Origin of the sequence: Janthinobacterium sp. BJB401, from assembly GCF_013372745.1 — a bacterium.
Lineage (GTDB): Bacteria > Pseudomonadota > Gammaproteobacteria > Burkholderiales > Burkholderiaceae_D > Janthinobacterium > Janthinobacterium rivuli.
On sequence record NZ_JABXFH010000027.1, the window covers coordinates 1 to 26,500 of the forward strand.

21 protein-coding genes and 1 pseudogene are annotated in these 26,500 nt (G+C 64.1%); 10 read left to right on the plus strand and 12 right to left on the minus strand.

What is annotated here, in order from left to right:
- On the plus strand, positions 1 to 685 hold a 685-nt coding region (locus HWE17_RS17490), incomplete at its 5' end, for a FecR domain-containing protein (protein ID WP_176389595.1).
- Positions 686 to 820: 135 nt separating this feature from the next.
- Entirely contained in the window at positions 821 to 3,244 is a 2,424-nt protein-coding gene (locus HWE17_RS17495; RefSeq protein WP_217916809.1) for a TonB-dependent siderophore receptor, read from the plus strand.
- On the opposite strand, the gene HWE17_RS17500 is transcribed toward HWE17_RS17495, so the two are convergent.
- From HWE17_RS17500 to HWE17_RS28900, 5 genes are all read right to left on the minus strand, one after another.
- Positions 3,241 to 3,741: a VOC family protein gene (locus HWE17_RS17500; protein ID WP_369681744.1), complete on the minus strand. Its 501-nt coding sequence runs from the start codon at positions 3,739 to 3,741 to the stop codon at positions 3,241 to 3,243. The genes HWE17_RS17495 and HWE17_RS17500 overlap by 4 nt on opposite strands.
- 89 nt (positions 3,742 to 3,830) lie before the next feature.
- Positions 3,831 to 5,201 (minus strand): TolC family protein, encoded by a 1,371-nt coding sequence (locus HWE17_RS17505; protein ID WP_176389598.1) that lies wholly within the window; start codon positions 5,199 to 5,201, stop codon positions 3,831 to 3,833.
- On the minus strand, positions 5,191 to 6,534 hold the full coding sequence (locus HWE17_RS17510) for an HlyD family type I secretion periplasmic adaptor subunit (RefSeq protein ID WP_176389599.1): 1,344 nt from the start codon (positions 6,532 to 6,534) through the stop codon (positions 5,191 to 5,193). The genes HWE17_RS17505 and HWE17_RS17510 overlap by 11 nt, the downstream gene beginning before the upstream one ends.
- Positions 6,531 to 8,717: a type I secretion system permease/ATPase gene (locus tag HWE17_RS17515; protein WP_176389600.1), complete on the minus strand. Its 2,187-nt coding sequence runs from the start codon at positions 8,715 to 8,717 to the stop codon at positions 6,531 to 6,533. The genes HWE17_RS17510 and HWE17_RS17515 overlap by 4 nt, the downstream gene beginning before the upstream one ends.
- A 90-nt stretch (positions 8,718 to 8,807) precedes the next feature.
- The gene (locus HWE17_RS28900) at positions 8,808 to 11,852 is read right to left on the minus strand and encodes a calcium-binding protein (RefSeq protein WP_176389601.1); all 3,045 of its coding nucleotides are present in this window, start codon (positions 11,850 to 11,852) and stop codon (positions 8,808 to 8,810) included.
- Between the two features lie 352 nt (positions 11,853 to 12,204).
- Here HWE17_RS28900 and HWE17_RS17525 point away from each other — a divergent pair, with 352 nt between their 5' ends.
- A complete protein-coding gene (locus HWE17_RS17525) occupies positions 12,205 to 13,347 on the plus strand; it encodes a serine hydrolase (protein ID WP_200880250.1) in 1,143 nt (380 codons plus the stop codon).
- A 117-nt stretch (positions 13,348 to 13,464) separates the two neighbouring features.
- On the opposite strand, the gene HWE17_RS17530 is transcribed toward HWE17_RS17525, so the two are convergent.
- On the minus strand, positions 13,465 to 14,358 hold the full coding sequence (locus HWE17_RS17530; RefSeq protein WP_176389602.1) for a LysR family transcriptional regulator: 894 nt from the start codon (positions 14,356 to 14,358) through the stop codon (positions 13,465 to 13,467).
- Between the two features lie 109 nt (positions 14,359 to 14,467).
- Between HWE17_RS17530 and HWE17_RS17535 the strand changes: the two genes are divergently transcribed.
- Entirely contained in the window at positions 14,468 to 15,967 is a 1,500-nt protein-coding gene (locus HWE17_RS17535; RefSeq protein WP_176389603.1) for an MFS transporter, read from the plus strand.
- A 100-nt stretch (positions 15,968 to 16,067) separates the two neighbouring features.
- Here the strand turns inward: HWE17_RS17535 and HWE17_RS17540 are convergent, their stop codons facing one another.
- The 3 genes from HWE17_RS17540 to HWE17_RS17550 all read right to left on the minus strand — a co-directional run bounded on the left by HWE17_RS17540 (position 16,068) and on the right by HWE17_RS17550 (position 18,968).
- Positions 16,068 to 16,604 carry a CPBP family intramembrane metalloprotease gene (locus HWE17_RS17540; RefSeq protein ID WP_176389604.1) on the minus strand — a complete coding sequence of 179 codons (537 nt, stop codon included), beginning with the start codon at positions 16,602 to 16,604 and terminating at the stop codon, positions 16,068 to 16,070.
- A gap of 82 nt (positions 16,605 to 16,686) precedes the next feature.
- On the minus strand, positions 16,687 to 18,267 hold the full coding sequence (locus HWE17_RS17545) for a methyl-accepting chemotaxis protein (RefSeq protein ID WP_176389605.1): 1,581 nt from the start codon (positions 18,265 to 18,267) through the stop codon (positions 16,687 to 16,689).
- 266 nt (positions 18,268 to 18,533) lie between these two features.
- Positions 18,534 to 18,968 (minus strand): hotdog fold thioesterase, encoded by a 435-nt coding sequence (locus HWE17_RS17550; protein ID WP_176389606.1) that lies wholly within the window; start codon positions 18,966 to 18,968, stop codon positions 18,534 to 18,536.
- 144 nt (positions 18,969 to 19,112) lie between these two features.
- On the opposite strand from HWE17_RS17550, the gene lpxO reads away from it, so the two are divergent.
- From lpxO to fdx, 6 genes and pseudogenes are all read left to right on the plus strand, one after another.
- Positions 19,113 to 20,012, plus strand: a complete 900-nt coding sequence (gene lpxO, locus HWE17_RS17555) for a lipid A hydroxylase LpxO (protein ID WP_070301794.1) — start codon at positions 19,113 to 19,115, stop codon at positions 20,010 to 20,012.
- 81 nt (positions 20,013 to 20,093) lie between these two features.
- Positions 20,094 to 20,507, plus strand: a complete 414-nt coding sequence (locus HWE17_RS17560; RefSeq protein WP_176389607.1) for a DUF6331 family protein — start codon at positions 20,094 to 20,096, stop codon at positions 20,505 to 20,507.
- A gap of 43 nt (positions 20,508 to 20,550) precedes the next feature.
- Positions 20,551 to 21,183, plus strand: coding sequence for a carbonic anhydrase (locus HWE17_RS17565; RefSeq protein WP_099401857.1), 633 nt, complete (start codon positions 20,551 to 20,553; stop codon positions 21,181 to 21,183).
- 50 nt (positions 21,184 to 21,233) lie between these two features.
- Positions 21,234 to 21,398: pseudogene (locus tag HWE17_RS28970) on the plus strand (transposase); the annotation flags it as partial.
- Between the two features lie 151 nt (positions 21,399 to 21,549).
- Complete coding sequence (locus tag HWE17_RS17575; RefSeq protein WP_176389608.1) at positions 21,550 to 22,053, plus strand: hypothetical protein; 504 nt, start codon at positions 21,550 to 21,552, stop codon at positions 22,051 to 22,053.
- Between the two features lie 259 nt (positions 22,054 to 22,312).
- A complete protein-coding gene (gene fdx / locus HWE17_RS17580) occupies positions 22,313 to 22,645 on the plus strand; it encodes an ISC system 2Fe-2S type ferredoxin (RefSeq protein ID WP_176389609.1) in 333 nt (110 codons plus the stop codon).
- Positions 22,646 to 22,690: 45 nt separating this feature from the next.
- On the opposite strand, the gene HWE17_RS17585 is transcribed toward fdx, so the two are convergent.
- The 3 genes from HWE17_RS17585 to HWE17_RS17595 form a co-directional block, all read right to left on the minus strand.
- A complete protein-coding gene (locus HWE17_RS17585) occupies positions 22,691 to 24,736 on the minus strand; it encodes a M13 family metallopeptidase (protein ID WP_176389610.1) in 2,046 nt (681 codons plus the stop codon).
- A 118-nt stretch (positions 24,737 to 24,854) separates the two neighbouring features.
- Complete coding sequence (locus tag HWE17_RS17590) at positions 24,855 to 25,622, minus strand: hypothetical protein (RefSeq protein WP_176389611.1); 768 nt, start codon at positions 25,620 to 25,622, stop codon at positions 24,855 to 24,857.
- 110 nt (positions 25,623 to 25,732) lie between these two features.
- Positions 25,733 to 26,302 (minus strand): DUF1439 domain-containing protein, encoded by a 570-nt coding sequence (locus HWE17_RS17595; RefSeq protein ID WP_035818645.1) that lies wholly within the window; start codon positions 26,300 to 26,302, stop codon positions 25,733 to 25,735.
- Between the last annotated feature and the right edge of the window lie 198 nt (positions 26,303 to 26,500).

Sequence of the window (26,500 nt, forward strand, 5' to 3'; positions counted from 1 at the left end):
CATCGGTTTTGCCGGCACCGCCACCTGGTTCACCATCGACACGCGCGCCGACTACCGCACCGGCACGGGGCAGCGCCTGGCCGTGCGCCTGCCGGACGGCAGCTTGCTGCACCTGAATGCGGGCACGGCCGTCCGGCTGCGCTTTGACGGCGCCCAAAGGCTGCTGAGCTTGCTGCATGGCGAAATTGCCATCACCACGCAAGCCGACCCACGGCGCCGACCGTTTCTCGTCGAGACGGGCGAAGCGCGCATGCTGGCGCTGGGCACGCGCTTCACGGTGCGGCGCCTCGCTGGTGACGATGGCATGCTGACGCGCCTGGCCGTGCAGGAACACGCGGTGCAGCTGCAGGTAGCTGCCGGCGTGGTGCGTCCTGAGCTGGTGCAGGCTGGCGACAGCGTCCTGACGGATGGCGCGCGCATCTGGCGCGAGCCGGCCCATGACGATCCGGCCGCCTGGCTCGATGGCGTGATCGCCGCGCGCGACATGCCACTGGGCCAGCTGGTGGCCGAACTGGCGCGCCACCGGCATGGCTTGCTGCTGTGCGACGCCGACATCGCCCACTTGCCCGTTTCCGGCGTCTTCCAGCTGGACGATCCCGAGCGGGCCCTGCGCGTATTGCTGCACACGCAGCCCATCGTGGCCGTGTACCGCACGCGTTTCTGGGTCACGCTGAAAAAAGCGTAAAAAAGATGAGGGGATCGGGCTGGCCGCACGGCATACAGCTTGATACCACCCACCTGATAGCGACCCATGACCCACTCTTTCCTGCCCTGCCCTCAGCCATTTCCGGCATTCCCAACCCTTCCCGCGCGTTCCCGCGTGGCCGGCGCCGTCGCCAGCGCCCTGCTGCTGCTTGGTGCGGCGCCCGTCCTGGCCCAGCAAAATCCGCCCCAGGCCAGCAGCGCCAGCGCCATGCACGCCCTGCAGATCGCCGCCGGCCCGCTCGATGCGGCGCTGGAACAGCTGGCGCGCAAGGCGGGCCTGACGCTCACCTACCAGGCGAGCGAGGTGCGCGGCCTGCGCACGGCCGGCCTGGCCGGCAACTACAGCGCCGCGGCCGGCCTCGAGGCGCTGCTGACCGGCAGCGGCCTGGCGGCGCTGCAGCTGGCGCCCAACGATTTCGTCCTGCGCCCGCTGCCCAGGTCGGCGAATGCGGCGGCTGATGGCGCGCAGCAACTGGCCGAAATCACGGTCACGGCCGGTGGCGAGCCGGCGCTGGAAACGGAAGGCAGCGGCGCGTATGCGGCGGCACTGGCCGGCACGGCCACGCGCTTTACCCTGTCGCCACGCGAAACGCCGCAATCGCTGACCGTCATCACGCGCCAGCAGATGGATGACCAGGGCGTCCTCAGCCTGGCCGACGTGCTGCAGCAGACGCCGGGCGTGACCGTCTCGCACGACGATTCGGAGCGCTATAACTACTATGCGCGCGGCTTCAGCCTGAACAGCTTCCAGTACGACGGCGTGCCCACCTTCGATTTCAGCACCAATTCGAACGGCCTGGGCATCCGCGACATGGCCATCTACGACCGGGTGGAAGTGGTGCGCGGCGCCAACGGCCTGATGAGCGGCGCCGGCAGCCCGGCCGGCGCCGTCAACCTCGTGCGCAAGAAACCCACGCGCCAGTTCCAGGCGTATGCGCAGGCGGGCATCGGCAGCTGGGACCGCTACCGCGCGGAAGCCGACGTCTCCGGTCCCCTGAATGCGGACGGCTCCGTGCGCGCGCGCCTGGTGGCCGCGCACCAGGATCACGGCTCCTACATCGACTATTACCAGCAGGACAAGAGCGTGGTCTACGGCGTCATCGAGGCCGATCTGACGCCGCGCACGCGCGTGCTGGCCGGCATCGACTACCAGAAAATCGATTCCAAGGGCTCGTCCTTCGGCCAGAATCCCCTGTTTTACACGGACGGCAGCCGGACGCGGTTCGCGCGCGCCTTCAACCCCGCCGCGCGCTGGACGGATGCGGGCAGCACCAGCACGCGCGTGTTCGCCGCCGCCGAGCACCTGTTCGACAACGGCTGGCAAGTCAAGGCGGAAGCGAGCCACTGGAAAGGCGATACGGACCAGTTGCAAGCGAATATCATCAGCTGGGGCCCCTATCCGGACCCGGCCACGGGCCTGGCCACCGTGCAGCGCGGCGCAAAAACCTATGGCATCGACAGCAATTCGCTCGATGCCTACGCCACGGGACCATTCCAGTGGCTGGGCCGCCAGCATGAGCTGGTGCTGGGCGTCAACGCCAGTCACCGCAAGTCCGACTACCTGGCCTATGGCGGCGGCAATGTGGAAATCGATTACCGTCACTGGAACAACAACGTGCCCCTGCCGGCCAGCATGGCTGTCAGCCTGACGCAACAATACAGCTTCAAGGAATATGCAGCGTATGGCGCAGCCCGTTTCAAGCCGGCCGATGGCTGGTCGCTGATCGTCGGCAGCCGCCTCAACAGCTATGAACGCACGGGCGACCTGATCTACGGTTGGGGCGGCACGGGCCGCGACGACGCGAAGGAAAAACACCGGCTGGTGCCGTATGCGGGCGCCGTCTACGACTTGAACGGCACGTATTCCGCGTATCTCAGCTATGCCAGCATCTTCGAGCCGCAATCGGTCAGCGACGCCAATGCCAGGGCGCTGCCGCCCACCACGGGCAAATCCTGGGAAAGCGGCATCAAGGGCGAGTTTTTCGAGCGCAAGCTGAACGCCAGCGTGGCCATTTTTCACATCCAGCAAGACAATCTGGCCGATTACGTGGGCACGGACGCCAACGAACGGGAAGTCTACCGCCCCATCGACGGCACCACCACGCGCGGCGTGGAGCTGGAAGTGGCCGGCCAGCTGTTGCCCGGCTGGCAGGTGCAGGCGGGAGCGACGTTCAGCCGCCCGCGCGACAAGGATGGCCAGCGCATCGATACGACGCGCCCCGAACGCAGCGTCAAGCTGGCGACCAGCTACCGCCTGGGCGGCGACTGGCGCCGCTTGAGCGTGGGCGGCAATGTCAACTGGCAAGGCCGGACGTATTACCACACCGTCCTGGCAGGCGACGTGCCGGCGCGCGCCGACGAAGGCAGTTTTGGCGTGGCGGGACTGATGGCGCGCTACGAGTTCAGCAAGCGGCTCAGTGCCGTGCTGAACATCAATAATGTCTTCGACAAGCGCTATTACAGCGGCTATGGCCTGTACGGCAGCGGCTACTATGGCGATCCGCGCAACGCGCAGCTGACCTTGCGGGCCAGCTTCTAACCGGCGTACGCCCGCTTGATCTCGTCAATGTTGATTTTTTTCATGCCCATCATGGCCTTCATCACGCGCTGGGCCTTGACGGGATCGGGGTCGCCCAGCAGCTTGATCATGAGGGTGGGCACGATTTGCCAGGACACGCCGAACTGGTCCTTGAGCCAGCCGCACTGCTGCGCTTCCAGGGGCCCGCCTTCGGACAGCAGCTTCCAATAGTGGTCGACCTCGTCCTGGGTGTCGCAATTGACCTGGAACGAGATCGCCTCGGAAAACTGGAACAGGGGACCGCCGTTCAGCCCCGTAAACGTCTGGCCGTCCAGTTCGAAGGCCACCGTCAGCACGCTGCCCGGCTCCTGGCCGTGGATTTCCTTGCCCTCCTCGCCGTAGCGCAGGATCTGGCCGATCTTCGAATTGGGAAATATTTCCGTATAAAACCGGGCCGCCGCCTCGGCGTTGCCGTTGAACCATAAACATGGGGTAATCTTTTGTACGCTGTGCATGATGTCTCCCTGGTCCGGTGTGTGGATTAGCGTCTCTAATATAGTCGCAATCGCGCCGGCATGGCGCGCGGAACGCGCCTGTTTTGAGTGCATTACCGTCCAGGAATAGCCTCGCGCCCCAGCACACCGGCGCTGGCAAGCAGCCGCAGCCGGGCCGAGCGCCATTCCGCCTGGCAACGGATCCGCTCCTGCTGCGCCTCGAGCAGCGCCGACTGCGTGTTCAGCATTTCCAGGATATCGGCCGCGCCCAGGCCGAACTTGCGCTGCACGCTGGCCTGGGCATCGCGCGCTGCGTCCAGCCACGTTTGCGAGGCGGCCAGGTTGGCCAAGGCCGTGCTCGCCTCCGCATGCGTTTTCACCAGCTCCATCAGGGTCTGCTGCTGCACTTCCTCGGCTTCCGCTTCCCTTTGCCCGGCTTGCGCCAGCGCGCCGCGCACCTTGTAATGGCGCGCAAAACCGTCGAACAGGGGAATGTTCAATCCGATGCCCACCAGGGTTTCGCGCGTGGAGGCGGCGGACAAGCCTTGGTTGGGACGGCCGTTCTGGTAGATATTCGCCGTCAGGTCGATGCTGGGGCGGCCTTCCGACTCGGTCACGGCCACCCGTTCGCGCGCGGCCGCCAGCTGCGCCTGCGCGGCCACAATGGCCGGGTGCCGCGCCTGGGCCAGCGCCAGCCAGGTGTGCAAATCTTCGCTCAAGCCCGCCACCGGGGCATCCGCATCGTCGTCGAGCACCACGCCCGCCTCCGCCGGCAAGCCCAGGATATACACGAGCACGGCGCGCGCCTTCTGGAACTCGCCATCGGCGCGGCTGGCGCCCAGGGCCGCCTTGGCCAGCGCGCTGGTCGCCTGCAGGGTGTCGCTGTGCGAGCCGAGGCCCCGCTGGGCGCGGCGCTGCGTGGCGAGCACCGTTTCATTCGCCAGGGCCGCGTAGTCCTGGCGCATGCGCACATTTGCCCGCGCCGTCTGCGCCTCGAAATACGCGCTGACGGTGGCCGCCAGCGTCTTTTGCAGCACCGCGTCGCGGTTGGCCAGCGCCGCGTCCAGCAAGGCTTGCGCCGAACGCTGGCCCGCCGCGCGCCCGCCAAAGTCGAACAGACGCCAGGACAGATTCAGCGAACCCGTATTGCTGTTCAAGCTGCCGGAAGGCGTGCTGGCGCCCGGATAGGCCGTGCGGTCGTGCACCCGGCTCAGGCCCGCATTCAGGGTCGGCAAAAAGGCGGCCCGCGCCTCGCCCAGGCCGGCCGCCTGCAAGCGGATGCCGGCCCAGGCGCCGTGCACTTGCGCGTTGCGGCACAGGGCCAGGTCGACGGCCGCCGGCAGGGTCAATGGCACAGTCAGCAGCACACCAGCCTCATACGCGGACGGGCATGGCGCGGCATCGAGCCCGCCCGGCGATTGCGCCTGCGCCACAGCACTGGCCAGCAGCAAGCTGGCGGCGATGGCGCGGCCTCTAGCGTTCATGCAGCGCCTCCTTCTGGTGCTGCACCAGCGGCGAGAGCACATATTCGATCACCCTGCGCGTCCCCGTGCGGATTTCCGCGCGCACGGCCATGCCGGCCGACAGCGGCACCAATCTGCCATCGATGACGATGGATGGCTGCTGCAGCGTGATCCTGACGGCATACACGGGACCCTTTTTTTCATCCTCGACGGCGTCGCGCGAGACGCTGCTGACGACGGCGGGCACGGTGCCATACTTGGTGTAGTCGAAGGCGTCGACCTTGATGGCGACCATCTGCCCTTCCTGCACGAAGCCGACGTCGCGGTTTTCCAGCACGGCGTCGATTTCCAGCTTGCCCTGGCGCGGCACGATCTGCATCAGCGCCTGCGCGGCCGGCACGACGCCGCCCACCGTATGCAGCTTCAGCTGCTGCACCGTGCCGTCGACGGGCGCCGTCAGGCGCAGCAGGCTGCCGCGGGCGCCGGCGCGGCGCGCATCCTGGCCGCTGGCCGCCGCCACCCTGGCCCCTTCCGTCAGCGCGTCGTAGGCATCCTTGCGCGTCTGCGCCACCAGGGCCGCGCGCTCGCTGCGGGCCGACGCCAGCTGGCCGGCCAGGTCGATGCGCGCCTGTTCCTTTTCCAGCCACGCGTGTTCGGCCACGTCGCGCGTCGCCAGCAGCGCCTTGTAGTCGCCGGCGCGCTGCGTGGCCAATGGCAGCGCCTGGGCGTAGCGGGCGATTTCTCCATCGAGATGCGCGAGCCTGGCGCGGAAACTCGCGTACTGGCCATCGAGGTGGCCCTGCGCTTCTTCGCGCTGGGCGGCGGAGGCGCCATCGGGCGCCGCCAGCTTGGGCAGCGTCAGGCTGTCGATGGCGGCGATCAGCGCGCGCGAGCGGGCCATTTGCAGCGCGGCCGCCACGGCGTCGCCGGCGGCCTTGTCGCGCTCGGCGTCCGGGCCGCGGCTGTCGAGTTCCACCAGCAGCTGGCCCGCCTGCACGGCTTGTCCCTCCTTCACATGCAGGGCGCGCACGGCCGCCACATCGACGGAGGCGATGGTCTTGGTGTTACCGGACGGAATGATCTTGCCGGCCGCGTTGACGATGATGTCGACCTGGCCGAAGACCGCCCACAGCACCACGCAGCCAACGAGCAGCATCAGCACCCGGGCCGTCAGGCGCAAGGACGGCGACACGGGCCGCTCCTGCAGCGCCAGCGCGGCTGGTAAAAAGGCCGCCTCGTCTTCGCTCAGCACGGGGCCGCTCAAGGTGGCGCGGTCGCGCCAGCTGTGCCGCAGCACCTGGCCATAGCGTTGCAACAGCTCGCCGTACGCGGCCAGGCGGTGGCCGGCGCTCATGTTGCGTCCCCTGTTGCGCTCCCGCTCGTGCCCTGCTGCAGGCTGTACAGATGGGCGTAGATGCCGCCCGGCTGCGCCAGCAGCGCGTCGTGCGTGCCCAGTTCGGCCACCTGCCCCCGTTCCATGACGACAATGCGGTGCGCTTCGCGCACGGCCGACAGGCGGTGGGCGATGATCAGCACGGTGCGTCCCGCGCAAATGCCGCGCATATTGTCCTGGATGATTTTTTCCGATTCGTAGTCGAGCGCGCTCGTCGCTTCGTCGAAAATCAGGATGCGCGGATCGCCGATGAGGGCGCGGGCGATGGCGATGCGCTGGCGCTGGCCGCCGGACAAGCCCGTGCCGTGCTCGCCCACCATGGTGTCGTAGCCCTCTGGCAATTCGCAAATGAAATCGTGGGCACCGGCCAGTTTCGCCACGGCGATGACGGCATCGATGGGCAGCGCCGGGTCGCTCAAGGCGATGTTGTCGCGCACGGAGCGGTTGAAGAGGATATTTTCCTGCAGCACCACGCCGATCTGGCGCCGCAGCGAGGCCGTGTCGATGACGGCGATATCCTGCCCGTCGATCAGCACCTTGCCCCGTTCGGGAATGTACAGGCGCTGCGCCAGCCGCGTCAGGGTGCTCTTGCCGGAGCCGGAACGCCCGACGATGCCGATCACTTCGCCTGGCGCGATGGCAATCGACACATTGCGCAGCACTTCGGCCGCATCGGGCCGGTAGCGGAAACCCACTTGCTGGAACTCGATGGCGCCGGCGATGCGCGGCAGGCGCGCCTTCTGGCTACCCGCTTCCACACGCGCGTTGAGGATGTCGCCGAGCCGGCTCATCGAGATGCCCACTTGCTGGAAATCGTTCCACAGCTGCGCCAGGCGCAAGATGGGCGAGGCTACCTGCCCCGCCAGCATATTGAACGCGACCAGTTCGCCCACCGTCATCTTGCCGTCGATGACGAGGGTGGCGCCCCACCACATGATGGCCGCCGTCACCAGCTTGCTGACGAGGGTGACGCCGCCGCTGGCCAGCATGCCGATATTATTTGCAGACAAACCCGCCGAGACATAGCCGGCCAGCTGCTTTTCCCACTGCTGCTGCCAGCGCGGTTCCACGGCCATGGCCTTGAGCGTGTCGACGCCGCTGATGGTTTCGACCAGGAAAGACTGGTTTTCCGCGCTGCGGTTGAATTTATCGTTCAGGCGGCCCCGCAGCACGGGCGTGAGCAGCATCGACAGGGCCGCGTAGACGGGAATCGAGGCCAGCACGACGATGCTCAGCGCCGCGCTATACCACAGCATGGCGGCAATGAAGATGAAGGAAAACAGCAGATCGAGCACCAGGGTCATGGCATTGCCGGTGAGGAAAGAGCGGATGTTTTCCAGTTCATGGATGCGCGCCACGGAATCGCCCACGCGGCGCGCCTGGAAATACGCGATCGGCAAGGCCAGCAGGTGGCGGAACAGGCGCGCGCCCAGTTCCACGTCGATCTTGCTGCTGGTGCGCGCGAAAACATAGGTGCGGATGAGGCCCAGCACGGCTTCGAAGACGATGGCGCAGATCAGGCCGATGGCCACCACGTGCAGGGTTTTCATGGCGTGGTTGACCAGCACCTTGTCCATCACCACCTGGAAAAACAGGGGCGTGGCCAGGCCGATCAGCTGCAGCACGAAGGAAATGAGCAACACTTCGCCCAGCAGCCTGCGGTACTTGACGATGGCGGGGATGAACCAGCTGAAATCGAAACGGGCCGTCTCGCCCGCATAACTGGCCTTGCTGGTGAAAAAGATCAGTTCCCCACTCCAGGCGGCAAGGAAGGCGTCGCGGCCGAGAATTTGCGGCGGCTGGCCCGGATGCTGGACCAGCACCTTGCTCACGCCGTCGTCGTCCGTCTCGACCTTGCCGAGGATAAAGAAACGGCCGGCGCTATCCATGGCGATGGCCGGCAGCGGCGCTTGCGCCAGCCGTGCGGGCGCCTGGCGCACCAGCTTGGCCGTCAAGCCAAGTTGCCGCGCGGCCAGCAGCACGGTTTGCCGCGTGAACACGGCCTGGCCGAAGGCGTGCTTGAGCTGGGCCCCATCGGCGGCGATGCCGTGCAGGCTGGCCATCAGCAGCAGCGACAGCAAGCCCGTGTCGGGCGAGGTTTTTTCAATCGGTGGCGGATCGTTGCGGTAGGAGAGGACTGTCATCGGGCAATATCAGAATTTCAATGGCGCAGCCGGGCCGTGGCGGGTCACCCCGGCCCGGCTGCGTGATGGTGGATCTAGTTGCTCAACGGTTTAATGCGCCGCCGCCAGCTGGAGTTGCGTCGACGGATTGCCGTGGCCTGACCATGGCGCCGATGCGGCCGCCGGCACGGCAAAGCCGGCCATCGCTTGCACCAGCTGCGCGGCATCGGCTTGCCAGCCGCTGAAACCGCCCTGGCTGGCGGCACTGATTGGCTGAGCGGAACGCCAGTTCTGCGCCAGCACCGGCGCCAGGATGGCGGCCGTACCGGCAGGCAGAGTGAGCTGGCCGGCTGGCGGCGGCGTCAGGCTGGCCATCGCCTGCACCAGGTTTTGCACCTGGCTGCCCAGCAAGACTTTGCCGTCGGCCGTGCGGAATTCCTCGATACGCACCGGCGTGTCCGAATACCAGTTATTGACGGTAATCTTGTCCGTGGTGCCGATGGTGCTCACTTCCAGGTGCGCGCCCGCTTGGCGGAACCACAGCTGGTCGGCGCTGACGCCGGCCAAGAAAGAGACAACATCGTGGCTGTCAGCCCCCAGCACTTCGGCGATGATGTCGGCGCCATCGCCGCGAGCGAAGATATAGGTATCGTTGCCCGCAGCGCCGGCCAGGGTATCGTCGCCCTTGCCACCCTGGAAAGTATCGTTGCCGAGGCCGCCGAAGAGAATGTTCTTGATCTCATTGCCGATCAGCACGTCATCGAACTTGCTGCCCAAAACCATGTTGAAATTGGCCAGCACATCGAGGCCCGGACGTGCCGTCATGGACCCGCCGACCGGCGCAAAGACGGCCGTCACGCCTGTCGTGGCGCTGGCGTAATGGAGCGAGTTGCCGGTCCCGCCGCCGTCAAGCACGTTGCCGCCAGGGGTCTCGACATAAAAGACATTGTTGTTGTAGGCGCTACCCGTCACCGTCAGGCCAGAGCCGATGAGGCGCACATTCTCGACATTGTCGGCCACCTTGTAATTGACGCTGGTGTACACCGTATCGCTGCCGCCGTTGCCCCGTTCGACGATGAAATCGCCCGTGTGGTTGACGTAATAGGTGTCGTCGCCGCCCAGGCCTTCCAGCAGGTCGGCGCCGGTGCTGCCGTTGATGACATCGGCGCCCGCCGTGCCGACAAAATGCTGCCCCGTGGGCTGCGTGGGGCCGTTGAAGTGCCAGGCCTGGGACAGCACGGGCGCCAGGGCGGCGGCGGTGCCCGCCGGCAGGGTCAGCTGGCCCAGCGGCGGCGGCGTCAGGGTCGCCATTGCCTGCACCAGCAGTTGCACGTCGGCGCCGCGCAGGACGTGGCCGGCGGCCGTGCGGAATTCCTCGATGTTCGGCGCAGCCTTGTTCCAGGCGCGGATGGTGATCTTGTCCGTCGTGCCGATGGTGCTCACTTCCAGGTCCGCGCCCACCTGGCGAAACCACAGCTGGTCGATGTTGACGCCGGCCAGGAAGGCGATGGCGTCGTAATTGGCATCGGCGGACGCTTCGATGATGACGTCGGCGCCGTCGCCGCGCGCAAAGACATAGGTATCGTCGCCCAGGCCGCCGGTCAGCACATCGTCGCCCTTGCCGCCTTGCAAGGTATCGTTGCCGAGCCCGCCAGACAGGGTGTTGGCCAGTTCGTTGCCGATCAGCACGTCGTCATAGGCACTGCCTGTCACGCTGGAAATATTGACCAGCACATCGCTGCCAGGCAAGAGCGCGCTACCGCCGACGACGGGAACGATGGTCGCCGTGGCGCCCGCCTTGGAACCCGCGTAAGTAGCCGAATTATTGCTGCCGATGCCGTACAACAAGTTGCCGCCAGCAACGTCGACGTGAAAGACGTTGCCGCTGCCGTTACCTGTCACCCCCACGCCCGCGGCGGCCAGGTGCACCTCTTCGATGTTGGCGCCCATGGTGTAGCTGACCGTCGTGTAGACAGTGTCGCGGCCGCCGCCAGGCTGTTCGGTCACCACGTCGTAGCCATGGTTGACGTAATAAATGTCGTCGCCGGCCAGGCCCGCCATCACATCGGCGCCCGCCGTGCCCTTGATGATGTCCGGATTCGCCGTGCCAGTGAAGACGCCGTTGCCGGGCTGATTCGGTCCTTCCGTGCGCCAGTTCTGCGCCAGCACGGGAGCCAGGACGGTGGCTGCGTAGATTGGCAAAGTCAGCTGGCCAGCCGGTGGCGGCTGCAGTGCGGCCATCGCCTGCACCAGGTTTTGCACGTCGCTACCCAGCAGCACGCGGCCGTCGGCCGTGCGGAACTCCTGGATGCGGGGCACGATGCCCGCGCTGAACCAGCCGTTGATGCTGATCTTGTCGCTCGTGCCGATGGTGCTCACTTCCAGGTTCGCGCCCACCTGGCGGAACCACAACTGGTCGGCGCTGACGCCGGCCAGGAAGGATACGACATTGTGGCCGCCGCCCTCGACCACCTCGGAGATGATATCGGCGCCGTCACCGCGGGCAAAAATATAGGTATCGTCGCCCGCTACGCCGAACAGCGTATCGTCCCCCTTGCCGCCCCGCAAGGTGTCGTTGCCGATGCCGCCAATCAGGAGGTTCTTGAGTTCATTGCCGGTCAGGACGTCGTCGAACTTGCTGCCCACGATGCTGGCGAAATTGACCAGCACATCGCTGCCCGGCGCTGCCGGCACCGGACCACTCGCCCCGGACAGGGTGGCCGTCACGCCTGTGCTGGAGCCAAGGTAATTGACCGAGTTGCCCGTGCCGCCACCGTCGAGCACATTGCCGCCGGCCACGCTCACATGAAAGATATTGTTGGTGTTGGCGCTGCCCGTCACCGTCAGGCCGCTGGCGGCGAGGCGCACGTTCTCGACGTTGTCGGCCACCGTGTAGTTAACGCTGGTATACACGGTATCGGTGCCGCCATTGGCCAGCTCGACAATCACGTCGCCGCTGTCGTTGACGTAATACGTATCGTCGCCGGCCAGGCCTTCGAGCACGTCGGCGCCCGCGGTGCCGCTGAGCACATCGGCATCCGGCGTGCCGGTGAAGCGCTGCAGCGCCGCGGCGGCGGCACTGTTCAGGTATGCCTCGATGGCGGAAATGCCGTCATCTGCGGCAGTGGAAGTGTGCGATGCAAATTTTTCAGTCATGTTGCAGTTTCCTGTCGTTAAACGTCAAAACCAAGAATGAATATGTCGGCGCAAGCCGGCATGCAAGGCAAAAGTCCCGGCCGCATCCACTTGCCGTTCAGCGTGCACCTTCAACGGTCCGGCACTTTCGGCGCATGGACGGCGCGCGGTTGGGCGTCGCCACGCATGCACCCCCTATTGACGTTAAAGCGGGCAGAACACTGTTGTTTGTCATGCAAATGTCACACTGCATGGAGGAGAGAAGAGGAAAGGCAACGCTGGTTTGTACGGCTGGCCTATTGTTTTCGTGCAGTCTTTTCTGTCACCGCTGCACCCATTGTGCGAGAATGCCCCTCCCCCCTGGATGGTGCGCATGATGACCAAACTCGCCGCAAGCATCACTGTAATGACACTCGCGCTGGCAGCTTGCAAGCCGGCAGCCACGGCTCCTGCGCATGACATTCCCGCGGCCATGCGCCAGACGGCGACCACCTTGCTGCAGTCAACATTGCTGCACGCGACCTCGATTGCCGTCGTGTATCGCGGCAAGGAATTCATGCTGCATCAAGGCGAGCTGGAGACGGGAAAAGCCAATCCGCCGAACGATACAACGCTGTATGAAATCGGCTCGGTCAGCAAAACTTTTGCCGGCCTGCTGCTGGCGAACGCTGTGCTCGATGGGAAGGCGGCGCTCGACGATCCCATCCAAAAGTACCTGCCGGACGCCTACCCGAACCTGCAGTGGCAGGGGCAGCCAGTGCGCTTGCGCCATTTGATCACGCACACCAGCACCATGCCGGGCATGCTGCCTTTGCAGGTGAACAGCATATTGAAGGATTTCACCGCACACGCCACGCCGGCAAAGCTCAATGCGGCCTACGCCAGCTACGGACAGCAGCAGTTCTGGCAAGACTTGCACACAGTCAGCATCACAGGTCCGCTAGGCAAGGACTACGCCTATTCCAGCGCCGGCACCGAACTCATTGCGCACACGCTCGAAACAATCTACGGCACGCCCTATGAAGTCCTGCTCACGCAATTCGTCGCGCGCGAAGCGGGCATGCGCGATACCAGGCTGAGAATCGCTGCCACGGATGCCGGCCGGCTGGCGCCCGGCTACCACAGCGACAATCCCGTCGTGACAACACCGATGCCGCAACTGCCCTGGGGAGCGGCGGGCAACCTGAAGTCGACCTTGCCGGACATGGCAAAATACCTGCGCCTGCAATTGAGCGCCCATCCTGCGGTCATCGAATCGCACCAGCCGCTGGTGCGCTTTCAGGACGACTTCAGCATTGGCTACTTCTGGAACATCGGCAGCAATAGCCAGTTGGGCACGCATTATGTACACCATGGCGGCGTGCCGCGTGCGCAAAGCTACGCCTGGGTCGTTCCCAAATATCAGCTGGGGGTCTTCATCATCACCAACCAGAGCGGCGACGCGACCGCCGGCGCCATGGAAAGCGCGCTGGCGCATATTTTCGACACGGTGGCATCGATGGAAAGCGTGGAGTAGGCCGCCAGCAATACGCTGGCTTCAAAGTTTGGCGAGATGGCGCTTATCTGCCCGGCGCCGCGCGCACGGTAGCGCCGGCCACCTGCAACTGCAATGGCGCCAGGGAAGCGTCCTGCCTCATGGCAAGGCGCCAAAAGTCTGATCCTGCAACTGCTGCACCAGGAAATCGATGAACACGCGCAAGCGCGGCGGCAGGTGGCGGCTGGCTGGCCACAGCAGCCAGAAGGCCGTGCGCGCCTGCGTATGCTCGTCCAGCAACGAGACCAGTTGCCCAGCCGCCAGCTCGCGCTGCACGGCAAACGCGGGCAGGTAGGCGATGCCCTGCCCCTGCACGGCCAGGTAGACGCGCATTTCCACGCTGTTGCAGACCATGCCGGCCGCCGGCTGGACAGTCTCGTCCATCAGCGGCCATTGCTCCAGGCGGCCCGTGGCGGGAAAGCGGTAGTCGAGGCGCGCGTGCCGCAGCAGCGCGGCGCCATCGGCGGGCCGGCCGTGGCGCGCCAGATAGGCGGGCGACGCCAGCAGCAGGCGGCGGAACGTACAGAGTTTGCGCCGCATCAAGCTTGAGTCGGCCAGCTCGCCCGTGCGCACGACCGCATCAAAGCCGTCGCTGACGATGTTGACCATGGCGTCGGAGAAATCAAGGTCGAGTTCGATGGCGGGATAGGCTTGCATGAACGCGCCGATGGCCGGCTCGAACAGGCCGCTGTAGCGTGGCAGGCTGATGCGCAGGCGGCCGCTGGGCGCGCCGCCCGATTCGCCCAGCTCGCGCTCTGCCGCTTCCACTTCCGCCAGGATGCGCTTGCAGCGCTGCAGGAATTTTTCCCCTTCCGCCGTCAATGCCAGGTGCCGCGTGCTGCGCTGGAACAGGCGCGCACCGAGCCGCGCCTCCATGCGCGCCACGCTCTTGCCGACGGCCGACGATGACAGACCCAGCAGCCGGCCCGTGGCCGAAAAACTGCCGCTGTCGGCCACCTGCACGAACATGGCGATGCCACCCAAGCTATCCATTTGCACTCCATTCACGACATTTTTGTCCGATATGTTGATCAGTTTAGCCCATTTTTCTTCAATGACGGGCGCGCCATACTCGCCCCTCTTTCTTTCATATCCGACACCCATGTCCTCTTCCTCACGTCTTTCACTCCCCCTGCAAGTGCTGGCCGCTTGCCTGACGGGCTTGCTGATTCCCCTGTGCTTCACGGGCCCGGCCGTGGCCCTGCCCGCCCTCGGCGCCGAATTGCACGGCAGCGCCGCCGCCCTGAACTGGGTCATCAATGCGTATATCCTCAGCTATGGCAGCGCCATGATGGTGGCCGGCAGCCTGACGGACGTGCTGGGACGGCGCCGCGTCTGGCTGGCGGGCCTGGCGCTGTTTTGCGTGGCGACCCTGGCCATCGCCCACGCGCCATCGGTGGCATGGATCGCCGTGCTGCGCTTCGTGCAGGGCCTGGGCGGCGCGGCCGCGTTCGCCGCCGCCATGTCCTCGCTGGCGCCCTTGTTCCACGGCGCGGCGCGCAGCCGCGTGATGAGCGTGCTGGGCACGACGTTCGGCCTGGGCCTGGCCTTCGGTCCGCTGGCGGCCGGCGCCATGCTGGCGCTGGCCCGCTGGCCCGCCATCTTTTACGCCACGGCCGTGCTGGGCGCCATCGGCATGCTGCTGGTATGGGTCAGCGTGCCGGCCGATCCGGCGCGCGGCCAGGGCCGGCTGGACTGGCCTGGCGCCATCAGCTTCAGCGCCGCGCTGGGGCTGTTGACCCTGGGCATGCTGCTGGCGCCCGAACACGGCTGGCGCAACGGCGCCGTGCTGCTGTCCGTCGCCGCATCCGTGCTGCTGTTCCTCGCCTTTGTCGCCATCGAGCGCAGGACGGCGCGGCCCATGCTGGATTTGTCGCTGTTCCGCCAGCGCCGCTTTGTCGCAGTGCAAGTGCTGGCCGCTTCGCCCGCCTTCCTGTTCATCGTGCTCATCGTCATGCTGCCGGGGCGCTTCATCGGCATCGACAATATGTCCGCACTGGCGGCGGGCCGTTTGATGATCGCCCTGGCAGCGCCGCTGCTGCTCGTGCCCATGCTGGCGGCGCTGCTGTCGCGCTGGGTCGAGACGGGCGCCCTGTGCGCGGCGGGACTGCTGCTGGCCGCGGCGGGCCTGGCCTGGCTGGCGCAGGTGCTGGGCCATGGCGGCACCGCGGCGCTGGCCGGCCCCCTGCTACTGATCGGCGTGGGCATCGGTTTGCCGTGGGGCTTGATGGATGGCATGGCCCTGAGCGTGGTGGAAACGGAGCGGGCCGGCATGGCGACCGGCATCTTCAATACCGTGCGCGTCAGTGCCGACGGGGTGGCGCTGGCGCTGGCGGGTTCCTTGTTGGCCGGCCTGATCGGCGCGGGCCTGGCACAGCAACTACCGGCCGAGCTGCCCGTGCTGGCCGCCGCCAGCCGCGCCGCGCTCGGCGATATCGAGCAAGCAACACAACTGCTGGGCGGCCAGGAAGCGCTGCTGCGCGCCAGCTATGACGCCGCCTTCCGCCAGCTGCTGCTCGGCCTGGCGGTGCTGGCCGTGGCGCTGGCGGCGCTGGTGCCGTATCTGCTCAGGAAGAAAGAAAAGCGCCTGACAAAACCGTAGCGAGCGGAAGGTAGAGGTGGTCGAGAAGCGCAACCGTACTAGAGTAAGGTGAGCATCGCAGGCCGCCTATACCGACGCGCAGTAGGTTTTGGACGGTGCTTTAGGTGTCCAGGCCGTAAAACACGGCCACCAGGATGGCGATATTGTTGCAGGCGCGCGAAAACGCCGTTGTCGCGTAGGCAACGGCCACGCTGGGGCCGCGGTAGCGCAGGTAGACAAAGCTGAACATGGCGCCCGACCCCAGCGCGACGATGGCGTGCAGCAAGCCACCGCTGATGAAATGCACGACGGCCCACAGGATGGCGCCGATAAAAACGCTCAGTTGCCGGCTGGCGCCCAGGCGGCGGAGGATTTCCAGCGGCAACAGCTGGCCGAGGAAGGTTTCCAGGATGGGGGAATAGATGACGACCCAGAACACCAGCAGGGGCAGCGACATTTCGCGCTTGAACTTGGACAAGCCCGTGTGCGCGCCCCAGTATTCGGGCGGCAACAGCCATTTGGTGATAAACAGGATGGCAAAGCACAGCATGCAGGTGAGCAGACCCCAGCCGAGACCGGCAAGGGCCAGCTGCAGCACGGGCGGCGCCGGTTTGTCGTCGTCCGGGCTGGATAGATCATGGCTGCTGCGCACTTGCATGAGAAGTCCTGGCGGTGATCCAGCGCTCATTGTAGCGCGGAATATGCCTGGTGGCGCACGCCGCGCTAAAGTGCCATCCGCCTCAAGCGGCGAGGCGCAGCGGTCCGTTGGCCGGCTTGGCCAGTTTGAAAATGCCCACTTCCTGTTCCAGCTGCGCCGCCTGCTGCTGCAATTCGTGCGCGGCGGCCGCCGCCTGCTCGACCAGGGCCGCATTCTGCTGGGTCACCCTATCCATGTCGACGATGGCGCGGTTGACTTGCTCGATGCCGGCGCCCTGCTCCTGCGTGGCGTGGCTGATCTCGGCCATGATGCCCGTTACCCTGCCGATGCCGGCCACCACATCGTGCATGGTGACGCCAGCTTGCTCGACGAGCAAGGTTCCCGTGCCCACCTTGCTGACGGAATCGTCGATCAGCAGCTTGATTTCGCGCGCGGCGGCGCTTGAGCGTTGCGCCAGATTGCGCACTTCCGTGGCGACGACGGCGAAACCGCGTCCCTGTTCACCGGCGCGCGCCGCTTCCACGGCCGCGTTCAATGCCAAAATATTCGTCTGGAAGGCGATGCTGTCGATCACGCCGATGATGTCGACGATCTTGTTCGATGAAGCATTTATCAGGCCCATGGTGTGCACCACTTCGGCCACCGCCTTGCCGCCCTGCTCCGATACCTTGGACGCTTCGCGCGCCAGGTGGTTCGCCTGCTGGGCGTTGTCCGCATTCTGGCGCACGGTGGAAATCAGTTCTTCCATCGATGAAGCCACTTCTTCCAGCGAGCCGGCCTGCTGCTCCGTACGCTGCGACAGGTCGCGGTTGCCCGTGGCGATTTCGGTCGAGGCCGTGGCGATGCTTTCCGTGCCGTGACGCACCTTGCCGACGATGGCGGCCAGGTTGTCGCGCATGGTCTTGATCGCAAACAATAAACTGCTGTCGTCGCCGTGGCGCGTGTGCACGTCGATGGCCAACTCCCCCAGCGCGATGCGCCCCGCGATAGCGGCCGCATACGCCGGTTCGCCGCCCAGCTGGCGCAGCAGGCCGCGCGTGATGACGGTAGCCACGGCTATGCAAATGAGCACGCTGAGCGCGGCCAGCACGCCGATCCAGCGCAGCGACTGGCCGTAGATGGCGCGCGCGGCCACGCTGGCCTGCTCCGATTCGCGCTGCACGGATTTCAGCACCGTGTCGATGTCGGCGACGATCTGGCGCCGCAAAGGGCTGCACTCCTCGACGAGGAAGGTGCCGTACTGCTCCATCTGTCCCGTGGCGCGGAACTGGCGCGGACGCTGCAATTCCTGCGCCATGGCTTTCAAGCCCGTGCTGACTTTCTCGAATTGCGCATCGCCGGCGAACTGCGGCGCCAGGCGCGCCAGCGCTTCCAGGTACAGCGCTTTCTGGCTGTCGAGGATGGCCAGCTCTTTCTCGGCGGCAGCCTGGTCATGGAAGATATACGCGTTGCGGGCGGCCAGGCCCGTCTGGTCGAGCGCTTCGCGCGCCACGTACAGCGGTTCGAGTTTTTCCAGTTGGACTTTTTCTTGCGCGTCCATGGCGCCGGAGATGGCGCCGATGCGCAGCAGCGCGAAGGCGGCCAGTACCAGCATCAGTAGCACCAGCAGCCCGAAGCCTGCGCTCAGGCGCGCGCCTATCGTCAAACGATTGAATGACATCATTGTTGTTATTGCCCTGTAATAAAGTTGATTGTTGCTGGTTACTTGGAAACCAGCGATCTGCTCGCCGTCGTCTTGCCTTTCCCGCATGGCGCGGGATGGGTCTCTAACTGGCGTTTTTTGGGCAGTCAGCTTCTAATTTCGGGCAATGCAGGCGTGCGGGACTTATCCCTACGCCATACAACAGCACACTGAATTATAAGCGAACAGCGTTATGGATGATTCCACGTGTCCACTTTTAGTGCCTTGACGCATATCAAAAAAGACAATCAACTCTGCTCTGGGGCGTCGATGACGGCCATGGTGATGCGCGAGATGCAGCACAGTTTGCCGTCGTCGCCAGTGATGCGGATTTCCCAGACCTGGCTCGTGCGGCCCCGGTGGATCGGCGTGGCGCGCCCCGTCACCAGGCCGCCGCGTACGCCGCGCAAATGGTTGGCGTTGATTTCCTGGCCCACGCTCACGTGCCGGCGCGAATCGAGGCAGGCATTCGCGGCCATGCTGCCCAGGGTTTCGGCCAGCAGCACGGAAGCGCCGCCGTGCAGCAGTTTAAAAGGCTGCATGGTGCGGTGGTCGACGGGCATGGTCGCCTCGATCCAGTCGGGGCCGAAAGCCGTGAATACGATGCCCAGGTGGCGCATGGCCGTGCCCTCGCTGGCGGCGTTGAGGGTGGCCAGGTCGAGCGGTGCGTGCCAGATTTCCATTGTTGCCTCGGATAAGTAGGGAGAAAAGGCCATTGTAGGACAGCGCGCCCATATGCGCCGCTTCATCGTTCCTTCACCGTGGCCCGGGGTGGCGATGGCATTAACTGGTTATAATTGCCCCATTCTTAAAAAACGAGGTTGTGTATGAAGTGGGCCTTGCTGGGCATTTTTGTGTTTTCCGTTTTACATATTCATTTTCGGGGCAAGGTGCGCCTGCCGTTCCGCCGCCAGATCTTCGATCATTCCTCGTTCATGGCGCCGCTGAACCTGTTCATGCACACCTTTTCCAAGGTGCCGGCCACGCCATATTTAGCCGTCGAGCAATTCCCGGAACTGGCGCCGCTGCAGCAGAACTGGCAAATCATCCGCGATGAAGCGCTGCGCATGCAGGAAATGAAAAAGATCAAGGCCGCTGAAAAGAACAATGACGTGGGTTTCAATTCCTTCTTTAAATATGGCTGGAAGCGTTTCTACCTGAAATGGTATGACGCGAACCACCCGTCGGCACAGCAGATGTGCCCGCAGACCTATGCGCTGCTGCAATCGATTCCCTCGATTAAAGCGGCCATGTTCGCGGAACTGCCGCAAGGCGGCAAGCTCAACCCGCACCGCGATCCATTCGCCGGCTCCCTGCGCTACCACCTGGGCTTGCAGACGCCGAACGACGACCGCTGCTTCATCGACGTCGATGGCGAGCGCCACAGCTGGCGCGACGGCCAGGCCGTGATGTTCGATGAAACGTATATCCACTGGGCCCGCAACGATGCCGACAGCGACCGCATCATCCTGTTCTGCGACATCGAACGCCCGATGCGCTACCGCTGGGCGCAAGGCTTGAACCGCTGGCTGGGCCGCACCCTGATGACGGCAGCCGCCTCGCCAAACGAACTGGGCGACCAGGTCGGCGGCGTGAGCAAGCTGTTCCAGATTTCCTGGACCATGGGCCAGTACCGCCGCCGCTTCAAGGCGTGGAACAAGACGGCGTACCAGATCACCCGTGTGGCGCTGGTGGTGGGCATCATCGCGCTGATCTACTTTATCTAGGCGTTACATTGCCTCTTTGACAAAACCGCCTTCGGGCGGTTTTTTTTATAATGCGATGTCCCCACCAGGAGAATCTACAAAATGACCGAACGCGACCGCAAGCACGATATCCAGATCGGCGATGAGACATGGATCGAGTTCATCAGCCTTGACGGCCGCTACGAGCAGGCGCTCGACATCGACGCCCTGCTGGCCGGATTATGGCCGCTGATCTGCCGCCTGGAAACGCATTGCGACGCCGGCTGCTGCGGCATCGATGCCTTCGATTTCACGTGCGAAAATATCGATACGGCGCTGCTTGAGCTTGACCGCGCGCAATTGCACGCGGCCTGCTTGCAAGCCCGCGCTGCCGTGGCCGCGGCCGGCAGCGACGTATTGACGAGCAACACGATGAATCATATTGCGGATAAACGCGTGTTCCTGCAGTTGCTCGGGCATCTCGAGCGCTGCCTTGCTTGCCCGCAAAACGGCCCGCCGGCAAGCCAGCCGCGCTGACATCGGCGATAATACGGGCTCACACCACTCTTTTCTTTTATTTATGCGCGACATCATTGCCGGATTTCTACGTTTCCAGAAGGAAGTCTTTCCTGAACGCCGAGAGCTGTTCAAGACACTGGCGACAGGACAGACGCCGAAAGCCTTGTTCATTTCCTGCTCCGACAGCAGGATGGTGCCGGAACTGGTGACGCAGCGCGAACCTGGCGAACTGTTCGTCATCCGCAACGCGGGCAACATCGTGCCTTCGTTTGGCCCGGAACCGGGCGGCGTGAGCGCGTCCGTCGAATTTGCCGTTGCCGCCCTGAATGTGACGGACATCGTCATTTGCGGCCATTCCGATTGTGGCGCGATGAAAGCCATCGCCACCTGCACCTGCCTCGAACACATGCCGGCGGTCAAGAACTGGCTGCGGCACGCGGATGCGGCGCGCATGATCAATGAATCGATCGAGCATGCGACAGAACAGGAGCGCATCGACGGCATGGTGCGGGCCAACGTGGTGGCGCAACTCAACAACATCCGCACCCACCCCTCGGTGGCGCTGGGCATCACGCAAAAGCGCCTGACCCTGCATGGCTGGGTGTATGACATCGAAAATGGCTCGCTCGACGCGCTCGACGAGGCTACCGGCCAGTTTGTCCCGCTGGCGGAACATCCGGCGTCGAAGATGTAAGGCAAGCGTCGGCCCACCACCGTCTTCCCCCGTAGCGCCAGCACAGCGATGAATTCAAGCGTGCCGCTGAGGCGCGTACTCAGGTTGACAGGGCATCCGTTTCGCTGCTTGCCCGCGATCTGAAGATCAACACCAATCAGCTGTTCAGTTGGCGCAAGCGCTTCAGCAACGAGACGCTTGCTGCGCGCCAAGTCAACTGGCCACTGCTGGCATGAACGGTCTGGCGGCGAAGGCGCAGACGGCGCTCGCCGAAGGTCCGACACCGCATGAACTTGCAGCTCAAAGCAGTTGGGTTGACTTATGGCGTTAAAAAATATGTTGGCGGAAATGCCGATAAACCGCACTGGTCAACTACGGGACATTCATATGAAATTTTTCGCCGCCTTTCTGATCGCCGCATGTCTCCTGCCGACGGCGCACGCTGTAGTGTCCGTGCCGGCGCGCTTGATTGGCTACTACTCGAATATGCGGACCGAAGGCGCTGACGATCCACATTTTGTCTCCGGATACGACATCGTGCTTTACCAACGCGTAGCGGAAACGATAGGCCATGTCGCTGTCGCCATCGGCACCTCCGAACCGGCCAGAGCCACCATCAAAGAGATGACATACGATACGAAGAAAAAATTGCTGACCTTCACCGCCGAGTACTCCAGCGGCCTGGCCACCAATCCTGTGAAAGGAGCGCCCGACCGCGAAGCTGTGCAAGTGCTCATCTTCAGCGGCGTCGTGCGTCCGCAGTCGATCTCGGGGAAAGTGGGCATCAAAGATTTCTACTGCCGTCAATGCAGGCCGGTGTTCAAGCGCGTGACACTCAAACGTATCATTGAAATGGGGCGCACGGGCGAATTACGAACCATCCCGTTATAGTCGCCTGAGCACTTGGGCCGACTGGAAATGCATCAATCTGAAAGAGATTACGTCTGGGCTTCAGAACAGCTTGGCTTAGCGCCCGATTTTTTCCATTTTCCCTCTACCCACATCGCGCTTCAGAATCCTGGCATGAGCGCAGTTGGGGCCGGCACGTTGGCCATCGCCACGCAGAATTCAGGCGCAAGTTGCGCTTGACCTTATCAAGGCGGGAAGGTTCAAGGTAGCGGTATTCAAGCGACATCAAGGAGAATCCCGCATGCCAAAAATCACCGTCCTGCCCCATCCCGAGCTGGCGCCGGAAGGCGCCGTGTTCGACACGCCCGAGAACATGAGCATTTGCGATGCATTGCAGCGCAACAAAATAGATATCGAACACGCCTGCGGCCAGGTGGGTGCCTGTTCCACCTGCCACGTGGTCGTGGTGCAGGGTTTCGACTCGCTCAACGAACTGGGCGACAATGAGGAAGACATGCTCGACCAGGCCTGGGGCTTGCAGCCCCACTCGCGCCTGTCGTGCCAGGCCCGCGTGTCAAACGAAGACCTGACGCTGGAACTGCCCCGGTACACGCTCAACCACGCCAAGGAATAGTCCCCGGCGCGGTTGCGCGACTGCCCTACGGGTTTACCACGTGATTTACCACATGATCACGCGCTGCTCGGGCGGCAGATACATCGGGTCGCCCGGCTTGATGCCGAACGCTTCGTAGAAGCCGGGCTGATTTTTGACCGTGCCCTTGGCGCGGAATTCGCCCGGCGAATGCGGATCGCTCTTGATCTGCGCGATAGCCGCTTCGGGACGCAGTTTCGCGCGCCATTTCTGCGCAAAGCCGATGTACAGGCGCTGTTCGCCCGTCAAGCCATCGATGACCGGCGACGGCTTGCCGTTCAACGAGCGCTGGTAGGCCTTGTAGGTGATCGACAGGCCGGAATTGTCGCCGATGTTTTCACCCAGGGTCAGCTCGCCATTGATGTGGTAGCCCGGCACGGGGCTATAGGCGCCGTATTGCTTGACGAGGCCGGCGGCCAGCGCCTTGAAGGCCGTGCGGTCTTCCGCCGTCCACCAGTTGCGCAAGCGGCCCTTGGCGTCATATTGACTGCCGGAATCGTCGAAGGCATGGCTGATTTCATGGCCGAAGGTGATGCCCAGCAAGCCGTAATTGACGGCATCTTCCGCCTTCACGTTGAAAAATGGCGGCTGCAAAATGGCGGCCGGGATCGTGATGGCGTTGAGGGCCGGGCTGTAGCTGGCGTTGACGGTTTGCGGCGTCATCGACCATTCATCGCGGTCGACCGGTTTGCCCAGCTTGGCCAGGTTTTGCTGGCGGCTCCACGCGCGCGCGGCGCGCACGTTGGCGATCAGGTCGTTTGGCTGCGTCTGCATGCTGCTGTAGTCGCGCCAGGTATCGGGGTAGGCGATCTTCGGCTTCAACGCTGCCAGCTTGAGCTGGGCTTCCTTCTTGGTTTCCGGGCCCATCCAGTCGAGCTGCTCGATGCCATCCTTGAACGAGGCGACGAAATTGTCGAACATGGCCATCACGCGGGGCCGGGTTTCCGGCGGCAAATACATTTCCACGTAGCGCTTGCCGACGGCGTCGCTGATGGCGTTATCGGTGAAGCGCAGCGCCAGCTGCCACTGCGGTTCGCTTTGCGGCACGCCGCGCAGCACCGTGCCGTCGAAGGCAAAGCGTTCCTTGACGGTGGCGCTGTCCAGGAACGAGGCATAGCTTTCGATGATGCGCCAGTTCAGATAGCTCTTCCAGGCTTCCAGCGGCACGGCGGCCACGGTCTCGGCAAAGCCTGTCATGAAGCTGGGCTGGCGCACCACGGCAGAAGTAGCCTTTGGCGCGAGGCCGGCGGCCGTGAAATACGCGTTCCAGTCGAAGGCCGGCGCCAGTGCCGTAAATTTGTCGAAGTCGACCCGGTTGTACGATTTGACGGGGTCGCGCATCTGCACGCGCGTCCACTGCACGGCCGCCAGGCGTGTTTCGATGTCGAGTATCTGCGCCGCGTGGGCGGCAGCGGCCTTGTCGCCGCTCATGGCCAGCATGGTCTCGATATGCTTGAGGTATTTGGCGCGCACGGCTTGCAGCTTGGCGTCGTCTTCCTTCAGGTAGTAATCGCGGTCGGGCAAGCCCAGGCCCGACTGGCTGATGTTGACCGTGTACCGCTCGGGGTCTTGCGCATCGGGCGCCACATAGGCGGAAAACGGCGTAGCAACGCCATTGCCTTGCAGATAGGCCAACAGCGCCGGCAAGTCTTTCTTGTCTTTCACGGCGGCGACGCGGGCCAGCTCGGCGCGCAGCGGCTTGAAGCCGGCCGCGTTGCGCGCCTTGTCGTTCATGAAGCTCGTGTACAGGTCGGCGATCTTGTGCGCCTCGCTGCCAGGCTTGCCCGGGTTTTTCAGGGTCGCATCGATCAGGCCGCGCAACTGGCCCTGGGCGATTTCGCGCAATTCGATGTACGTGCCCCAGACGGATTTGTCGGCCGGGATGTCCGTATTGCGGGTCCAGACGCCGTTGACGTAGCCGTAGAAATCATCCCGGGGGCTCACTGCCGGGTCCAGGGTTTTCAGGTCGATGCCGGAGACGGGCGCGCCGGCATTGGAGGCTTGGGCGTACAGCGACGGCGAAGATAAGGCGAGCAAGGCGCAGCAGGCGGCGCTGATCAGCGAACGTTTCACGAAGATTCCTTTAATTGTTTTCACTTCATGTTGGGGAACATGCTTGTCCAGGCATGAGAGGCTGGATTATAGTCCGCGTGCTTGCCGCGCAACAATGACAGTTGAATAACTACGGGAATCAGCGGCTCAGGAGATCGAACAGGTCCACCGTCTTTTTACCCTGATTTTTCAGCAGATCCGCAAGCGAACCCGGCGTTGGCCCGCCATTGCCGGCCGCATGATTGAAATAATTAAAATCGAGCTTGATCTTGTCTTCCAGGTCGCTCGCATAATTGGCAGGATACTGCGATTGCTCCAGACGGGGCAATGTATTGAAATGCGCCAGCACCGACTTGAAGAAATTGGTCGTCTTGCCAGTGGTATTGTATTCATGCATGGCTTGCGCCACGACCTGGGTGCGCCAGGCCTCTTCTTCCTGATACGCCTGCATAAAGGCGGCGCGCCGCTCGTTGACGGTAAAGGTCCCGCTGTCATCGTTCGAAATGGCGGACAATTGCTCGCGCGACAAGCCCGCAAACGGATTGGGGCCCTTCCGGTCGACATAAGCGGCGGCGGCGGCGGCCGACTTTGCCGATGCCGCGTCATTCGGTTGCGGCAGCTGTTTGGCGGCGGCCGCCTTGTGTTCCGCATCCAGCGGATACAGGATGTCGTCGGTATTGCCATTCACCCACGCACCCAGCGCCGCATGATCGAAGCCCCGGATGGTGGCGCTGGTGGCCTCCGAAGCTTTCGCCAGGCGCCCGGCCAGGGTCGAAATCACGACATCGCCGCCCACGGCGCCAGCGCCGGCCGGCGCCTGTGTGGCCTGGGCCTTGTCCGAGGATGGCTTGCTGCCTTCCGCGACAGACAGCGCCCCGCGTTGAATTCCTGCCGTGCTGATATGCATTATTGTTCGCCCCGAGATCAGTAAAAGTTACTATTTAAGTAAATGTTACTATAGCACAATATCTGTCCATGCCGGCCAGGCGCATGCACGGGAGCGGTTCGGCTCCGGCTTTACTTCACCGGCTCGAACGTCACCGTCAAGCCGTTGCCCGTGGTCCTGATCTGCGTCGGCACGAATTGCACGCCCGCGTAGCGCAATTCGTCGGGTTTGAAGGTGTAGATCGGCGTTTCATGCATGAGCTGGTCGGCCACCAGGCTGGCCACCTTGGCGAACTGGCGCTGCTGCGACTCGTCCATGCCGTCGATGGTGACCTTGTCCACGCTCGCCTCGCTCAGGTAGACGGCATTGCGCTGGGCGTCGAGCACGAGGCGGCCCGACATGGCCAGGCTGCCGCGCCAGCTCTGGCGTATGAATGGCGGCAAGACGCTGGCGTCCACGCTGAGGGCGACTCTTTCGCGCTCGGGCTGCAAGGATAGTTGCGGGCGGGTCAGCTTGACGTCCAGCACGGACAGCACACGCTTGTCGATGGGAAAGCGGCGCTCCAGGCCTTGCTGCATCTTGCTCAGCGACACATTCACGTCGCGCGGGCCGATCAGGGTGGAACACGCGGCCAGCACAGTACAAGCGAAGGCGGCGATCGCGGCGGTTTTCAGCAAGGGGCGGATGGCAGTCAAGGTCATGGATAGTCTCGGTGGAAAGATGGCGCCATCTTACACATGCGCCCGCTTTCACGCAAAAACCGGCACCCACCTTGCAGCGGGCGCCGGTTCTGGTGTTGGCCTTGTCAGCGTACGAACAGGGCGATCAGTATGACGATGGGCAATGGAATACCCAGCAGCAGCAAGAGGATGGAACGCATGGCAGACTCCTTGATTGTA

Excerpts from the sequence above, each read along its gene's own strand:
- HWE17_RS17505 (WP_176389598.1), bottom strand. The coding sequence starts at position 5,201 with ATGAACGCTAGAGGCCGCGCCATCGCCGCCAGCTTGCTGCTGGCCAGT.
- HWE17_RS17510 (WP_176389599.1), bottom strand. The coding sequence starts at position 6,534 with ATGAGCGCCGGCCACCGCCTGGCCGCGTACGGCGAGCTGTTGCAACGC.
- HWE17_RS17515 (WP_176389600.1), bottom strand. The coding sequence starts at position 8,717 with ATGACAGTCCTCTCCTACCGCAACGATCCGCCACCGATTGAAAAAACC.
- HWE17_RS28900 (WP_176389601.1), bottom strand. The coding sequence starts at position 11,852 with ATGACTGAAAAATTTGCATCGCACACTTCCACTGCCGCAGATGACGGC.
- HWE17_RS17525 (WP_200880250.1), top strand. The coding sequence starts at position 12,205 with ATGATGACCAAACTCGCCGCAAGCATCACTGTAATGACACTCGCGCTG.
- HWE17_RS17530 (WP_176389602.1), bottom strand. The coding sequence starts at position 14,358 with ATGGATAGCTTGGGTGGCATCGCCATGTTCGTGCAGGTGGCCGACAGC.
- HWE17_RS17535 (WP_176389603.1), top strand. The coding sequence starts at position 14,468 with ATGTCCTCTTCCTCACGTCTTTCACTCCCCCTGCAAGTGCTGGCCGCT.
- HWE17_RS17540 (WP_176389604.1), bottom strand. The coding sequence starts at position 16,604 with ATGCAAGTGCGCAGCAGCCATGATCTATCCAGCCCGGACGACGACAAA.
- HWE17_RS17545 (WP_176389605.1), bottom strand. The coding sequence starts at position 18,267 with ATGATGTCATTCAATCGTTTGACGATAGGCGCGCGCCTGAGCGCAGGC.
- HWE17_RS17550 (WP_176389606.1), bottom strand. The coding sequence starts at position 18,968 with ATGGAAATCTGGCACGCACCGCTCGACCTGGCCACCCTCAACGCCGCC.
- lpxO (WP_070301794.1), top strand. The coding sequence starts at position 19,113 with ATGAAGTGGGCCTTGCTGGGCATTTTTGTGTTTTCCGTTTTACATATT.
- HWE17_RS17560 (WP_176389607.1), top strand. The coding sequence starts at position 20,094 with ATGACCGAACGCGACCGCAAGCACGATATCCAGATCGGCGATGAGACA.
- HWE17_RS17565 (WP_099401857.1), top strand. The coding sequence starts at position 20,551 with ATGCGCGACATCATTGCCGGATTTCTACGTTTCCAGAAGGAAGTCTTT.
- HWE17_RS17575 (WP_176389608.1), top strand. The coding sequence starts at position 21,550 with ATGAAATTTTTCGCCGCCTTTCTGATCGCCGCATGTCTCCTGCCGACG.
- fdx (WP_176389609.1), top strand. The coding sequence starts at position 22,313 with ATGCCAAAAATCACCGTCCTGCCCCATCCCGAGCTGGCGCCGGAAGGC.
- HWE17_RS17590 (WP_176389611.1), bottom strand. The coding sequence starts at position 25,622 with ATGCATATCAGCACGGCAGGAATTCAACGCGGGGCGCTGTCTGTCGCG.
- HWE17_RS17595 (WP_035818645.1), bottom strand. The coding sequence starts at position 26,302 with ATGACCTTGACTGCCATCCGCCCCTTGCTGAAAACCGCCGCGATCGCC.